This is a genomic window from Pediococcus sp., assembly GCF_003533255.1.
GTDB lineage: Bacteria > Bacillota > Bacilli > Lactobacillales > Lactobacillaceae > Pediococcus > Pediococcus parvulus.
In genome coordinates, this window is sequence record NZ_DOEM01000009.1 from 37,166 (window position 1) to 51,939 (window position 14,774).

Here is a 14,774-nt window from a genome sequence, read left to right on the forward strand (position 1 = left end):
TAATCGAATTAGAAACTCATATTAAATTAAAAAGGTGGGATTTTATGTATTACTTTTTAAATACAACAATTCCTTTAAATAAATCTGGTATCGAACATGCTCAAATTAAACGAGTAAATTTATTTAACGATAGTGGTGTTGCAAACAAAATTGTTACACGAAATTTTGAAGTGGATTTACATCATAATTTAGAAGTTGCCGGAATTTCTGAAGAAAATCATATTAATTTATTTGAATTTTTGCAGGGATCTGGGGATTTTAAGCCGCGCAAATTCACAGCTAAAGACGTTAAATTACCTCATGGTTGTAAGCTACGTGGAGATAAAGGTGCGGCAACATATACGGCCAAGGATTTAAAAGGAAGAATCGCTGTTCGGATTGAGCCATGGAGTGATCATGACGCACAGGTTCAAGTGATCACTTACTTTGATTATGCCGGCAACCTTTTACGACGGGAAAGATATGATCACCGTGGGTTTAAGTCAATTGCTGAAATTCACAACCCGCAAGGTGGGGTAAGCAGTGAACAGATTTTTTCTCCCGAAGGCAAACTTGTATACGAATCTTTCTACTTTAATGATGGGCAAGGGAAAGTTCAAAACTCCTTGCTACGGGTAGTTGATTTTCACGGCCAAGATTATGAATTTACAGGGTTAAAGGGTCTACAACGGTTCTTCTTTGATCAACTCAATAAGGTTGATGATGGCCATAATATCTTTATTTCTGATCGGGCAGTTGAAACTGAGTGGGTGTTGTTACACATGAAGACTAAGGCATATAAAGTCTTATTTCTACATAATGCGCACACTGCAGATCCGAACAACCCAATGGACCCCGTGTTGAACAATAATTTTGAGTTCTCACTGGATAATTTTTACGATTGGAATGCGGTGGTGGATTCCACCCATCGTCAAACTGCAGATGCCAAATTACGTTTTGATGCTAAACGCACACCAATATTTACGATTCCGGTTGGGATTGTGCCCAACGAACTGATGAAAAAAGATAAGGTTCGTTTTACGGATCGGACGTTGGGTAAAATTATTGTTGTTGCGCGTCTTTTCCCAGAAAAGCGTTTAGATCATTTGGTCAAGGCGTTTGCAATTGTGCATAAGAAGTTGCCACAAACGACACTTGATTTCTGGGGCTATGGTGACGGAAAAACAGATAAAGCACTGGAACAACAAGTTAAAGAGCTGAAATTGGATGATGCGGTTCAGTTTAAAGGATACACACCTAATATTGGTGAAATCATGGATAAAGCTCAGGTCTCGGTTTTGACCAGTCGGGTTGAAGGCTTTGCTCTTGCCGTTTTGGAGGCTCAATCACATGGATTACCAGTTGTTGCCTATGACATTCCGTATGGGCCTTCTGATATTATTGAGGATGATTTTAGCGGAAAATTAGTTAAAGATGGCGACTACAAGGCGTTTGCGAAGGCATTGATTGCCCTTATGGAGAATCAGGATACGTTACAAAAGTATAGTGATAATGCCTATGTTAGTCGTGAACGTTTCAGTGAAAAGGCGATCTGGAAAGCATGGCAACAATTAATTACTGATGCAGATCGTTTCTTTAGCGAAGATTTAAAAAATGGGGAGGCGAAGTAGATGATTTACTTTTTAAATGAATATTTAATGGGTTTAAATTCCGGCGTTGAATACACTGAAATTAGCCGAATTCACCTTTTCAATAATAATCATGTGGATGCCAAGATTGTGACGCGAGATTATAATCAAGAGTTGCATCGAAACATGGATACACTAGGATTAGCAGACGCTGACGTTGTGAATATGTTTGACTTTTTCCAAAATACGGAACATATTGAAAAGCCAAAGACACTTAAAACTGTTGATTTGAATCTTCCCAAAGATTACGAAATTGATCAGGGCGCTGATTTTAGTCGTGTGTACGATGGCGACCGAGTCGTCGGGGATATCTACTTTGCCAGTGGTACTTTTGGGCAAGTTTCTCACATCAATTATTATGATGCGTATGGCCATACTGCCAAAACCGAGTTTTATGATTGGCGTGGATTCAAATCGATGGACAAATACTTTGGGCCAACGGGTAATGCTGTTGCTGAATTTATGTTTACACCAGAAGGCAAACGGGTTTACGAGTCCTACTATATGAATGATGCCAATGGAAATCCTGTAAATTCATTATTGAAGTTGATTGATTATAAGGGTGAAGATTATAATTTTGATAATCTCGATGAACTATTTACATTTTTCTTAGATGAATTAAATCGAAGAAGTGGCAGTCATCAAACTTTTATTGCCGATCGCCCAGCACAAACCAATTTGCCGATGTTGAACATGGTGACACTGGCACACAAATACGTATCATTGCCAATTGTACACGCCGTTAATCCACAAGAACCCGTTCGTAGTGCATTTGATCCATCATATGAACCAGTGTTTGGGGCTCGAATTGGCGAATTAGATGGTATTATTGTGATGACGGAAGCACAAAAAAAGGATTTGGCGCAAAAATTAAATCATACACAAACCCCAATTTATGTTATTCCGGGAACAACCGTTTTAAATGCAACACGTAATGAAGCACATGTGGCCCACAGAAGTCGTGTGGCTGATCGCTTACTGTACGTTGGCCGGTTATCCTCAGAAAAACGAATTGACCGTTTAATTCGGAGTTTAGCGATTGTAAGCAATAAAATTCCGAACGTGACGTTGGACCTTTATGGTTATGGCAGTCCTCAAGATGTGGATGGCTTGAAGAAGTTGGCACAAGATTTAAAAGTAGACAAACAAGTGAATTTCCGCGGGTTTGTTTATGATTTGAGCCCAGTCTATAATCAAGCCGAACTCTTTGTCAGCGCAAGCGGGTCAGATGCCATGCCACTGGCGATGATTGAAGCCATGTCACATGGGCTTCCAGCGGTAGCTATTAACAGTAATTATGGACCAAGTGAGATCATCAAAGATAAAGAAAACGGTCGGTTGATTGAAGAAGACGATGTGGATGAGTTCTTGTTCAGTCGAGCTATCATTGATTTGTTAAGTGATCCAGATGTCTTAGAAAAATACAGTGAAAAAGCATACGAAATTGGCGACCGTTATTCAGAAGAAAACGCAATGAAGAGCTGGCAATCAGTTTTAAAGAATCAAGAATAAGTAAATTTTCTAAAAAAAGATTAGGATCACCTTTTTGAAGATCCCAAGCCAAGATAGGCCTGGTTTCAAGAAGATGATGCTAATCTTTTTTACTGAATAAGACTAAAATTTTATGATAATTTTCGAATTATCAGTTACTTAATTGCACTAAATAAATCGTTAAACGCTTCCGTCATGGTTGGATGGGAGTAGATTTGATCTCGCAATACTTCATAATGAATATGTTGATGCATCGCTAATGAAATGGTGTTGATCAATTCTTGTGAATCTTCACAGTATAATGTGGCACCTAAAATTTCGTGAGAGTCAGGTGAGACTAAGACCTTTAAATATCCGGTTGTGTTTCCTAAAACATGAGTCTTGGGAACAGAAGCTGCCGCAATTTTTCCGACTTTATAGGACACATTTTGGGCCTTAGCTTGTTCTTCGTTCAACCCAATTGTCGCAACTGGAGTATCCAAAAAGACAACATGAGGAACTAATTCTTGTTCCGCTAAAGTACGTTTGCCTTCGCCAACTAATTGGTCAAGCACGATGCGATAATCATCTAGTGAAATATAAGTGAACTGCGCACCGCCGCGGACATCACCCATTGCCCAGATGTTTTTGATATTGGTTTGAAGGTGTTCATTTACCACAACGCCACGGTGGTTGGTTTCGACACCAGCTCTGTCTAGTCCCAAGTGATCAATGTTTGCTCGACGGCCAGTTGCAACTAAAATTGTGTCCACTGAGAGCTGGCGTGCTTGACCATTTTGAGTGAAACTGATGCGAGCCCCACCAGCATGATCTTCAATTTGGTCAATTTTGGCATTGAACTCAAACTGAACATCTTTTTTAGCCAAGTTTTGTTTAACTTCTGTGGCCAATTCCCGTTCATCACGGGGCATAAACTTATCACCGGCATCTAAAATTGTGACTTTAGATCCGAAGTTGGCATAAATCGATGCGAATTCTAGTCCAATATAACCGCCACCAATTATGGCGAGATGGGTTGGTAAACGCCGCTGGTCCATTAAACTTTCACTAGTTTTGACGAATTTGCTTTCTTGAAGCCCTGGAATATTCGGTAAAATTGGGGTGCTACCTGTATTGATAAAAATGCGTTCGCCAGAGATTTCATCTGTTTTGCCATTTTTGTAAGTGACTTTAAGTTGGGTAGCACTTTCAAATTCTGCACGCCCATTTAAAACAGTCACGGTTGATTTGTCAGAAATCTTATGAAGATTACTTTCACGCAAAGTGCCGGTAACGTCATTTTTGTTAATAATGGCATTCAAATAGTTTTTTTGCGCATTTCCTAATTGGTTGTTCTGGGAACTTGTCAATAACGTTTTAGTGGGAATACAAGCAACGTTAATGCAGGTTCCACCATACATTTTATCTGAAACTTCAATCATAATAACGGATTCGCCGTGGGCTGCTAGAGCTCCGGCAAGTGTTTTGGCTGCTTTACCAAACCCAATAAAAACGTTTTTTGCTGTAATCATTTTAAATCCTCCTATTGATGTGTATATGCATATCACTGTACATACATAGTAAATGTCTGTTATACTTTTTGTCAACGGATCTGTTTGAGGAGGAATAAAATGACATCAGTTTTAAAAAATTGTACGTACTTTGTCTCAAATCGGTTAGCAAGAGATACCGAAAAAATTGCCAAAAAAATTTATGAACCAACGGGGATGAATCCCACATATAGCTACGTATTAATGGCGATCGATGAGCAGAAAACAGTGTTATTACACGAGCTGGCCGATCAGATGGGTTACTCGCCATCCACAATGTCGCGATTTGTAGACACTTTAGTGAAAAAAGGCGTTATCAAAAAGCAATATGATTGGCGAAAAGTCACATTATCATTGACGGAATCTGGTAAAGCGATGGTTAAAATTTCCCATGCCTGTTTGGCAAAGATGGACGAAGCTACTTGTCAGTTGTTTGGGAGCGCGGAACAACGAAACGTCGTTGTAAATTCTTTGAATGACTGGACGAAGACAATTGAAAAACAGATCAAATGAGCGAGTCATTTGGTCTGTTTTTGTTATTCTGTTAAATCAGAAAAAGTTGCGTGGACTAATTTTTTTAGATCGTTTGCGTCAATTTTGATCGAGCGACCAATTTTTCCTGAAGAAACAATAATTTCACCCTGTTTTTGGGCAATATCAGAAATATAGATTGGGAAATGTTTGGTTTCGTAAATACCGATCGGGGTATTTGCACCGTGTTCGTATCCGGTTGTTTTGACCAATTCTTTAAGCGGAATCATGCCAACTTTTTTATTACCAGATGCTTTTGCAAGTTTCTTATAACTAAGATGTTCATCAATTGGTAGAACGCCAACCAACGGACCAGTCTTATTACCAGTTAAAGCAAGGGTTTTATAAATGCGATGTTCATCTTCTTTAAGATGGTCAACCTGAAGCTGTTCAACGTCGCCTTCTTGCTTGGTGGGAAAAATGATTTGTTCATACTTCATATTAGCTTTGTCTAGAATTTTTTCAACGAGTGTTTTATCAATTTTATTTTTCTTATTTTTTTTAGAAATGATGTTCACCTTCCTAGATTTCATTTTAGCATAAGTCAGTAAGAGACGTGGATATGCTATAATCTAAAGTATAAATAAACGATAAGTTAAAGAGGTGGCGCGTGTTGGCTGATTTGGTGTACAAAACAATTTTAAAAGATTTGGAAAAACGAATCTTCGATAACGAGTTCCCGGCAAAGAAATTGCCAGATGAGCGAACCCTTACCAGTCAGTATGGCGTGAGTCGAAGCTCCATCAAACGGGCTTTGAACGTTCTTGCAAATGAAGGGATCGTGTTTAAAAAACGTGGTTCTGGTACATTTGTGAATCCACTTTATCTGAAAAATCGGTCCTTGTTTAACTATGAGGGTTCCAATTTGGGTGTGACTGACAGTATGCGTGCAAATGGCAAGAGGCCAGGCATAAAAGTATTGGACTTTTCCGTCATTCCAGCTACTAAAGAAATGCAAACGGATCTCTTTTTAGCTTCAGAGGATTTTGTGTACCGAATTCGCCGTTTACGGCTTTTGGACGACCAACCAGTGATGATTGAAACAGGATATATTCCGATTAAGATTGTACCGGAGTTATCACGAACAATTGTCTCGGGTTCCATTTTTAATTATTTAGAGGATAAAAAGAATCAGACAGTCACAAAATCATTTTTGTCGATTGAGGCGCAACCGTCTACAAAAGAGGACCAAGAACTTCTGAATTTAAGTTCTAATGAGCCAGTGGGAGTGATGTCAGGCATCTTTTTCTTAGATGATGGAACACCGTTTGAACTATCAAATATGCGTTTGCACTACAAATATATGAAATATAATGCGTTAGTGGAACTGAAATAAACAAGTTATGTAAAAATTGAAGAATTGACACTTGCTGATTAATCACAATAGATGTGATTAATCTTTTTTTCGGTTAAAATAGAATTCAAATGAGGCGGTAGTTTATATAGATTCGGAAAGGTTTAAAAATGTACCCACAGCGTGTCAGCCTGTTTTCTAATCTAAAAATGATGCTTACAAATACAAAGCATAATTTTTAAAATTGGACCGTATCAATTTTCAAATTAGTTGACCATCACGATAAATCGGGTTATTATAGTGATGTATTCGATAACAAAACTTAAAAGTTAACGTTTGAAAGGAGCACTACAATGGCTGTTGATTATTCATCAAAATCATATTTTGAAAATCTAGATAAATTTTGGCGTGCAGCAAATTATCTGTCAGTGGGGCAACTTTATTTAAAAGACAATCCCTTACTTAAACGTCCGTTAAAAAAGGATGATGTAAAAGTTCATCCAATTGGACATTGGGGCACAATTTCTGGACAAAATTATCTCTATGCCCATTTAAACCGAGTCATTAATAAATATAACTTAAACATGTTTTACGTTGAGGGACCAGGTCATGGTGGCCAAGTAATGGTTTCTAACTCTTATTTAGATGGTAGTTACACTGAGGTTTATCCTGAAATTACAGAGGATGAAGCCGGTATGAAGAAACTGTTTAAACAGTTTTCATGGCCAGGTGGTGTGGCTTCTCATGCCGCTCCTGTCACTCCTGGTTCTATTCATGAAGGTGGCGAGCTTGGCTATTCGCTTTCTCATGGAACAGGAGCAATTTTAGATAATCCTGACCAAATTGCGGCGGTTGTTGTTGGTGATGGTGAGGCTGAAACTGGCCCATTAGCAACTTCATGGCAATCAAACAAATTTATTAATCCCATTAATGATGGGGCTGTTTTACCGATTCTGGATATTAATGGCTATAAATTAAGTAACCCAACGTTGTTTAGCCGGATGTCTGATGAAAAAATTAAGCAGTACTTTGAAGGCCTAAACTGGAATCCTATTTTCGTTGAGGTTAAAGATCAAGGAATCGAAAAATTGAATTTAGAAATGGCCAAGGCAATGGACTCAGCTGTAGAACAAATTTTGGCTATTCAAAAACATGCGCGTGAAAATAACGATCCAACGCTGCCAAATTGGCCAGTAATTATTTTCCGTTCACCAAAGGGCTGGACTGGTCCTAAGACTTGGGATGGCGCGGTTATTGAAGGTACGTTCCGTGCTCACCAGATTCCAATTCCTGTTGATCAAGCCGACATGCAACATTCCGATGCACTGGTAGATTGGTTGAAATCTTATAAACCTGAAGAACTATTTGATGAGAACGGCAAACTCAAACCAGAAATCGCCGCTATTGCACCAAAGGGTGATAAACGAATGGCTGCCAATCCAATTACGAATGGTGGCGTTAAGCCACATGATTTACGTTTGCCAGATTATCGTAATTATGCGGTTGACACGACTAAACGGGGTCAAAATGTCAAACAAGATATGATTGTTTGGTCAGATTATCTTCGTGATGTCATTAAGTTAAATCCTGAAAACTTTCGGATGTTTGGTCCAGATGAAACGATGTCAAACCGCCTTTATGGCTTGTTTGAAACCACAAATCGTCAGTGGATCGATCCAATTAAGAAGGATTGGGATGAAGATCTTGCTCCTGCTGGTCGAATTTTGGATGCCCAACTCTCTGAACATCAAGCTGAAGGTTGGCTCGAAGGCTACACGTTGACTGGACGGCACGGAATCTTTACAAGTTATGAGGCATTCTTAAGAGTTGTGGATTCCATGTTAACACAGCATTTCAAGTGGTTACGTAAGGCTAGTGAGTTGAAATGGCGAAAAGATTATCCATCTTTGAATGTTGTTTCAACTTCCACGAGTTTCCAACAGGATCATAATGGTTATACCCATCAAGATCCAGGAATTTTGACCCACATGGCTGAAAAGAAACCTGCATTCATTCGTGAATACCTACCAGCTGATGCCAATTCGTTATTGGCAGTTAGCCCATTAATTATGAATGATCGAGAAAAGGTCAATGTTTTGGTCACATCTAAACAACCACGACCACAGTTTTATTCCATTGAGGAAGCAGAAGTGCTTGCTAAAAATGGTTTAGGAATTATTGATTGGGCAAGTACTGATCAAGGCACAAAGCCAGATATTATCTTTGCGGCTGCGGGTACAGAGCCTAACATGGAAAGCTTGGCAGCAATTAACATTTTGCATGACAATTTCCCAGACTTGAAGATTCGATTTATTAATGTGATCGACTTACTCAAGTTACAAAGTCCGAAAGTCAATTCACGTGGATTGTCTGATGAAGAATTTGATCACTACTTTACCAAAGATACTCCTGTAATCTTTGCTTTCCATGGTTACGAAGATTTGATCAAGTCCATTTTCTTTGATCGCCATAATCACAACATTCATGTGCACGGTTATCGTGAAGATGGTGACATTACAACCTCATTCGACATGCGGGTGGTTAACCAACTAGATCGCTTTGATTTAGCTAAGGAAGCCATTACAGATGTCCCTGAATATGCAGAAAAGGGAGCCGACTTTATTCAGAAAATGGATAACAAGTTGGTCGAACATTATAATTATATTCGTGATAATGGTGATGATCTTCCTGAAGTTAAGGATTGGACTTGGAGACCCTTAGACTAAAAGTTAGATATTGTTTTGACAAAAACTTGAATTATGCGCAACAAAAGTCTTGGTGATAAATTAACCAAGGCTTTTTTGCGATAAAAATAATAAAGATTTGAATAATATGCACCAACTATAAGTATTAGTTGAATATTTTATAAGAATTTATTATAATATGGGCGTAAATATTGAACGCCGAAATGATAGCATGGCGTATTGTTAATAGAAAAAATTAAATAATCAAGATTAAAACGATGGTTGGACGGTGATCAGGTGGTACCGATGGTAGGGAAGAAATTTGGACGATTATTGGTTGTACAGCGGGCAGGAAGTAATCCGGCCAATGGCAATGTAAGGTGGTTGTGTCAGTGTGAATGTGGTAATAAAATGGTTGTGGATGGATATTCATTGCGCTGTGGGCAAACTAAAAGTTGTGGCTGTTTGAAGCGTGAAATTTCTAAACAAAGTAGTAAGTGTAATCCGGCGTTTCAAAAGAATGTGGGTAAAGCCACTAATTTAGTAAATAAAGATGGCATTAGTTTTACATCTAGTAAGTTTACGAAACGAAATAAGAGTGGCGTGATTGGTGTGTCTTATGACAAACAGTCTGATTCGTGGTACGCCCATTTAATGATTGATTATAAATATGTGTTATCAAAAACGTTTAAACACTTTGAAGATGCTGTAGCAGCACGTAGAGAAGCTGAAAAAAAGTATTATGGCAAAAAGTTGGATAACTAGAAAAAGCGGACGAAGAGTTAGTTGTAAACTCTGTCCGCTTTTTCTTGTTGATTAATTTTCAAAAAAACCTTGGTTTTTCAAAATAGATAGAATTTCGGAACGTTTCTTAGGACTTACTTGCATGTCATGAATGATATGATGTCTGAAGGTCTCATTACGAGTGTTTGAATCGCGATGTGTATAATAAGACCGAATAGTTTGATCATAGGCATCTAATGTTTGTTTATCTGGTTCTTGATAATGGTTTTCAAAATGGACACTTTCAAGTGGCAAGCGGGGTTTCAAATTTGGCTTCTCATCAGGGTAGCCAACAGCGATTCCAAAGACGGGAAAAGTTAGCTTGGGTAAGTGAAGAAGATCAATTACTTGTTGGGCGTCATTTAATATGCTGCCAAGGATTACGGCTCCAAGTCCCATACTTTCGGCAGCAGTTACAATGCTTTGGCCAGCCAACGCAGCGTCGTCAAAAGCGGCCAAACTGCGATCACCATTATGGAGTAATTTGGTATTTTCATGTGCCTCTTCTCCAATAAATTCATTGCGATGTTGATCGGCAATCATAATGAATAAATGGCCGTTACTTTGTGTAAATGGATAGGTAGTAATTTCGGCAAATTGCTGTTTTAATTGAGGATCGGTGACGCTAATCACGCTGAATTGTTGCATGAACATACTTGAAGATGTTCGTTGAGCAGCAGTTAACAAGGTTTGAATGGTGTCACGATCTAAAGACTGGTTTTTAAAACGGCGAATTGACCGATGGTGGGTTAATAAATGTAAGGTTTCGTTAGTTGTCAAAATTATCAAACTTCTTTCTAGTAGGATTATTTTTTAGTTGAAAATGTTCTGGAATCGGTGCAGTAATTGTTTTTACTTCGCTAGAAAACGGCAACGGAAAGCTGATTTTCCACGAATGTAAGGCTAAACGCTGCCCGGAGTGATATTCGGGATTATACAAAGGATCGCCAACGACGGGATGGCCCAAACTGGCAAAATGCACCCGAATTTGATGTGTGCGACCCGTATGTAATTGAATTTCCACGAGCGAATGATGAGCTGACATTTGGATTACGTGATAACTGGTTTTAGCCATCGCGGCATTGGTGCCATTTACCACGCGCTGACGTTTGTCAAAAAGGGTTTCGCCAATTGGCAGGGAGATTTCACCGTTGGGGACTGAAAACTGGCCCTGAACAACCGCAAGGTAGGTTCGATGGACCTGTTTGGTTTTGATTAATCGATTGTAAATAGGAATTAAAACGGGATTCTTGACTACTAGAATAGCACCACTGGTTTGTTGATCCAAACGATGCACATTGTAAGGATGAAAAGGAGTGCCCTTTAAATGAGCAGCTAAATGGTTCATCAGACTGCCAATTTCATTTGGTTGGTTTGAATGCGTTTTAACCCCATTGGCTTTGTTGGCAATGATAAGATCCTCTGTTTCAAACAAAACATCTAAATTTGCGGCACTGTCTGGTAAAAAGCTTGGAATTGGGGTCGAAAAGTTTGCCGAATCAAAACTGAGATTGACTTGATCGCCAGCCTTGACGGCAGTGTTGATTGATTGATAGTGACCATTTATAAGGATCGAACGATTGATACGCAAAAAATGCACTTCTTTTCGTGAAAGTGCCCAATTGTGTTGCAATAAGTTTCGGATAGATGTGGTTTTAAAACTAGGTGGAAGAACGCGTTGATATTGCCAATTCATGATGTCTCACTCCATAACAAAAAGGCCCAAACAAATGAATTGTTTGGCTGGCCTTTTGAATTTAAGGATTAGTGTTTATTTTGACTCCGGTTTGACAACTAACACATCGCAAATGGCGTTACGACTGACGTAGGTTGCTACAGAGCCGACCATTAACCTTTCTAATGCGTTTAAACCAGTTGAACCGATCATGATAAGTTCGTTGTGGTGATCTTTGGGAAACTCAGTTGCAATAACGGGTTTAGGATTACCAAAACGAACGTGGACACTGACGTCTGAGAGGCCGGCATCTTCGGCTTGTTTCTTTAGTTCGGCTAAGCGTTTTTGAACGTCTTCAGAGAGTTTGTAGATGACGTCACCGCTGACGGCACCGCCATAGGTATCACTGAATTGATTGACTTCAAGTACGTTTAGGATGTCAAGATGGGTGTCATTGCGTTTGGCGACCTCAATGGCCTTTTTCAAGACGGTGTCTGTAACTTTTGATCCATCAATTGGAGCTAAAATGTTTTTATATTGTTGTAACATGTTACTCACCTTCCATTCTCATGGGTTCTTATGAATATCATATCATTATTTCGGAAAAATGTAAGTGTTTTAGTTCAAAAGTGGGCGAAGAGTAGCGATAGAAAGCAGAGAATAACCGTGACGTTAGTGGGATCGTAATCCTACGGTAGTCATGGTTATTCTCTGCTTTCTGCTACTCTGAGCCGTCCTAAAGCTCAGCGGAAACAAACAAGGCGAAGTGACGGAGACGGGATCGCAATCCCGCGGAATCGTGCTTAGCATTCACTTTCTGGCTTGCTGAGCCGTCCAAAAAGATGAGCAGAACCCTATATTTATTTAAATCGGGAATTTCTGTACACGGAAGCCACTTCTTTTTTTATAGTTTGGTCGCTAATACATAATGGGAACAGATTCCTTATTTATGATTACAGACTAGTTTTTTTCCCAGTCTCTTGCTTCAATACGTAGCTTTCAACCTTTAATTTTTGTGTTTAAAATGATAATAGAATTAATATTCTAATCATTTACAAATAATATTCATGGTGGTATTCTTCTTTTAAGCGTTAACCTAAAATAAATAGTACACGGTATTTATGCTCTAACAGCCGAGCTTTTTGACAAAATATTAGAATTTATAGTTCTAGGAGATATTAAAGAGTTGAGGAACAAAGTTTGGATTGAGAAAACAGGATCATATTTGAAATTTTGATATGGAGCGGAAGAAGGCGATTTTATGAATATACGCGAAATTTTTAAGTTGGTTCCCCAAAACAGGTACCTGTGGTTAGTTCTAAGCAAATTATACATGAGCGGCTTTAATTTATTTGTGTCAATAATGGTTCAAGTTGGAATTACTATAGCTTTTGGGAAAAATATTTTTCAGTTATGGTATGTTTGGGCAGCACTAATTGCAGAATCCGTTGTTTATGGAATTATTTATTTTAATTATTCTATGTTATTGGAAAAAACCAAAAAGCACGTTAGCGAGACGGTGAGTTTAAAACTTATGAATAATGTAATAAGTTCTAGTCAGAGGCAAGAAGTTAAGGAAGGCGAACTAGTTAATTTAATTAACCAGGATGCCGAAACAATAGCAAATTACTTATATTCAGGGGTTTCACCGCTGTTTGATTTCTTTTTGTCAATGCTAATGGGATTGTGCTATGTTTTCTTTTATTCGTGGATATCCGGCGTATTTTATTTATGTATTGGGTTAACTTTTTTTGTATTAGTACGTTATTTTTTTGAAAAACAAGCGCATGTGCGTCAAATATTCGAAAACTATGATGACGAACATAAACGTTTTTTTGCTGAGTTATATAAGAATATACCATTGCTTAGAATTTTCGGGAGCACACAATGGGCACTTACTAAGCATCAGTATTTCTTCGCGAAAAAGTTCCCATATTGGACGAAAAATGTCAACACTGCAGCTATTAACAGTAGTTTATTTGTAGGTGGGGTTTATTTTGTTGAGGTTAGTTCGCTTATTGGGGGATTATTATTAGTGAAAAACAATAATCTGCAACTCAGTGTAATGGTTGGAATTTGGAATGCTGGTATTGGTTCAATTTTAGATCCATTCATGTCGCTGCCTGGTGTGATTTCGTATTTATCTCAACAACATGTAGCAATCAAAAGAGTCAACAACCGAATGTCGGTTTACCAGGAAGACCACAATGTTATTGGATCAAAGGCCGATCAAGCAATGAATCTCGAAAAAATTTTGATTAGAAATTTGTACTTTAGTTACGCCGATGATGGAGAAGAAATATTTAAAAATTTAAATCTTACCATACCGAGATCTAAGATCACATTTATTGTTGGAGATAACGGAGCTGGAAAAACTACCATAATAAAACTTATTTTGGGATTGATTGAACCTACGAGTGGAAGGATTTTTGCATCGGATACTAATAACCGTGAACAAACTGGTTTTAGTTTGAAACTAGCTTATGTACCACAAAAAAATATTCTTTTTAATACAACCATTTATCGCAATCTCACTCTTGATAAACCAATTGATCTGAGCACAATAAAGAATGTGCTTGAAGCAGTTCATATGAGTCATCAAATTGAACAACTTTCAAATGGGTTAAATACTGTCGTTGGTGACGAAACTAATTTTTCAGAAGGTCAAATGCGACGGCTTTCAATTGCACGGGCTGTACTGTCGAACAAACAGTTCGTGGTAATGGATGAACCATTTTCCGATTTAGATAGAGAGAATCAGACAGCATTGATGCAAGAGCTGCGTTCAATTTCTAAACAAACCGGTATTTTAATTATCACGCATACTTTTGATTTAATCGAACCCTCAGACAATGTTATCAGAATAGGAGGGCTAACATGAAAGTAGAGAGTGTCAAATTTTATGTGTAAATGAAAAAGCCTCTCACTTTTGAACTAAAACATTGATTTTAAAGTGTCTTGAACTAGGTTGAACCCTTTATGTGTTCGTCGACCAAATTTGTCATTGTAATCAAGAATTACAGTCATTAAGGTTCTTTCCAAAGATTCTTCATTGGGAAATTGTTCACGTTTCTTTGTTTGTCGCTTAAATTTTTTGTTAAATGATTCGATAAGATTGGTACTATAAATACTAGAACGGATAGCCGGTGGAAAATTAAA

Annotated in this window: 13 protein-coding genes; 7 read left to right on the top strand and 6 right to left on the bottom strand. The window is 38.2% G+C overall.

Features of this window, described 5'->3' with window-relative positions; translation table 11 throughout:
* The first annotated feature begins 44 nt into the window (after positions 1 to 44).
* A complete protein-coding gene (locus DD627_RS03165) occupies positions 45 to 1,610 on the top strand; it encodes a glycosyltransferase (protein WP_260274719.1) in 1,566 nt (521 codons plus the stop codon).
* A complete protein-coding gene (asp1, locus tag DD627_RS03170; protein ID WP_260274720.1) occupies positions 1,611 to 3,140 on the top strand; it encodes an accessory Sec system glycosyltransferase Asp1 in 1,530 nt (509 codons plus the stop codon).
* 134 nt (positions 3,141 to 3,274) lie between these two features.
* On the opposite strand, the gene DD627_RS03175 is transcribed toward asp1, so the two are convergent.
* Positions 3,275 to 4,630 (bottom strand): FAD-dependent oxidoreductase, encoded by a 1,356-nt coding sequence (locus DD627_RS03175; RefSeq protein WP_057784694.1) that lies wholly within the window; start codon positions 4,628 to 4,630, stop codon positions 3,275 to 3,277.
* Positions 4,631 to 4,729: 99 nt separating this feature from the next.
* Between DD627_RS03175 and DD627_RS03180 the strand changes: the two genes are divergently transcribed.
* The gene (locus tag DD627_RS03180; RefSeq protein WP_068806077.1) at positions 4,730 to 5,161 is read left to right on the top strand and encodes a MarR family winged helix-turn-helix transcriptional regulator; all 432 of its coding nucleotides are present in this window, start codon (positions 4,730 to 4,732) and stop codon (positions 5,159 to 5,161) included.
* Between the two features lie 23 nt (positions 5,162 to 5,184).
* On the opposite strand, the gene ybaK is transcribed toward DD627_RS03180, so the two are convergent.
* On the bottom strand, positions 5,185 to 5,688 hold the full coding sequence (ybaK, locus tag DD627_RS03185) for a Cys-tRNA(Pro) deacylase (protein ID WP_260274727.1): 504 nt from the start codon (positions 5,686 to 5,688) through the stop codon (positions 5,185 to 5,187).
* A 104-nt stretch (positions 5,689 to 5,792) separates the two neighbouring features.
* Between ybaK and DD627_RS03190 the strand changes: the two genes are divergently transcribed.
* From DD627_RS03190 to DD627_RS03200, 3 genes are all read left to right on the top strand, one after another.
* A complete protein-coding gene (locus DD627_RS03190) occupies positions 5,793 to 6,515 on the top strand; it encodes a GntR family transcriptional regulator (protein ID WP_057784701.1) in 723 nt (240 codons plus the stop codon).
* 311 nt (positions 6,516 to 6,826) lie between these two features.
* A complete protein-coding gene (locus DD627_RS03195) occupies positions 6,827 to 9,199 on the top strand; it encodes a phosphoketolase family protein (RefSeq protein ID WP_260274721.1) in 2,373 nt (790 codons plus the stop codon).
* Positions 9,200 to 9,463: 264 nt separating this feature from the next.
* Complete coding sequence (locus tag DD627_RS03200; RefSeq protein WP_260274722.1) at positions 9,464 to 9,922, top strand: AP2 domain-containing protein; 459 nt, start codon at positions 9,464 to 9,466, stop codon at positions 9,920 to 9,922.
* A 51-nt stretch (positions 9,923 to 9,973) separates the two neighbouring features.
* Here DD627_RS03200 and DD627_RS03205 read toward each other — a convergent pair whose 3' ends face one another.
* The 3 genes from DD627_RS03205 to DD627_RS03215 form a co-directional block, all read right to left on the bottom strand.
* The gene (locus DD627_RS03205) at positions 9,974 to 10,720 is read right to left on the bottom strand and encodes a nitroreductase family protein (protein ID WP_260274723.1); all 747 of its coding nucleotides are present in this window, start codon (positions 10,718 to 10,720) and stop codon (positions 9,974 to 9,976) included.
* Positions 10,710 to 11,636 (bottom strand): RluA family pseudouridine synthase, encoded by a 927-nt coding sequence (locus DD627_RS03210; RefSeq protein ID WP_260274724.1) that lies wholly within the window; start codon positions 11,634 to 11,636, stop codon positions 10,710 to 10,712. Before DD627_RS03210 ends, DD627_RS03205 begins: the two co-directional genes overlap by 11 nt.
* Before the next feature lie 75 nt (positions 11,637 to 11,711).
* On the bottom strand, positions 11,712 to 12,164 hold the full coding sequence (locus DD627_RS03215; RefSeq protein ID WP_260266707.1) for a universal stress protein: 453 nt from the start codon (positions 12,162 to 12,164) through the stop codon (positions 11,712 to 11,714).
* 712 nt (positions 12,165 to 12,876) lie between these two features.
* Between DD627_RS03215 and DD627_RS03220 the strand changes: the two genes are divergently transcribed.
* On the top strand, positions 12,877 to 14,496 hold the full coding sequence (locus DD627_RS03220; RefSeq protein WP_260274725.1) for an ATP-binding cassette domain-containing protein: 1,620 nt from the start codon (positions 12,877 to 12,879) through the stop codon (positions 14,494 to 14,496).
* Positions 14,497 to 14,549: 53 nt separating this feature from the next.
* Here DD627_RS03220 and DD627_RS03225 read toward each other — a convergent pair.
* The coding region (locus DD627_RS03225; protein WP_286984572.1) for a transposase at positions 14,550 to 14,774 on the bottom strand (225 nt) is incomplete at its 5' end.

What these genes read in the sequence shown, in the direction of transcription:
- DD627_RS03165 (WP_260274719.1), top strand. Translation starts at nt 45, where the DNA reads ATGTATTACTTTTTAAATACAACAATTCCTTTAAATAAATCTGGTATC.
- asp1 (WP_260274720.1), top strand. Translation starts at nt 1,611, where the DNA reads ATGATTTACTTTTTAAATGAATATTTAATGGGTTTAAATTCCGGCGTT.
- DD627_RS03175 (WP_057784694.1), bottom strand. Translation starts at nt 4,630, where the DNA reads ATGATTACAGCAAAAAACGTTTTTATTGGGTTTGGTAAAGCAGCCAAA.
- DD627_RS03180 (WP_068806077.1), top strand. Translation starts at nt 4,730, where the DNA reads ATGACATCAGTTTTAAAAAATTGTACGTACTTTGTCTCAAATCGGTTA.
- DD627_RS03195 (WP_260274721.1), top strand. Translation starts at nt 6,827, where the DNA reads ATGGCTGTTGATTATTCATCAAAATCATATTTTGAAAATCTAGATAAA.
- DD627_RS03200 (WP_260274722.1), top strand. Translation starts at nt 9,464, where the DNA reads ATGGTAGGGAAGAAATTTGGACGATTATTGGTTGTACAGCGGGCAGGA.
- DD627_RS03210 (WP_260274724.1), bottom strand. Translation starts at nt 11,636, where the DNA reads ATGAATTGGCAATATCAACGCGTTCTTCCACCTAGTTTTAAAACCACA.
- DD627_RS03215 (WP_260266707.1), bottom strand. Translation starts at nt 12,164, where the DNA reads ATGTTACAACAATATAAAAACATTTTAGCTCCAATTGATGGATCAAAA.
- DD627_RS03220 (WP_260274725.1), top strand. Translation starts at nt 12,877, where the DNA reads ATGAATATACGCGAAATTTTTAAGTTGGTTCCCCAAAACAGGTACCTG.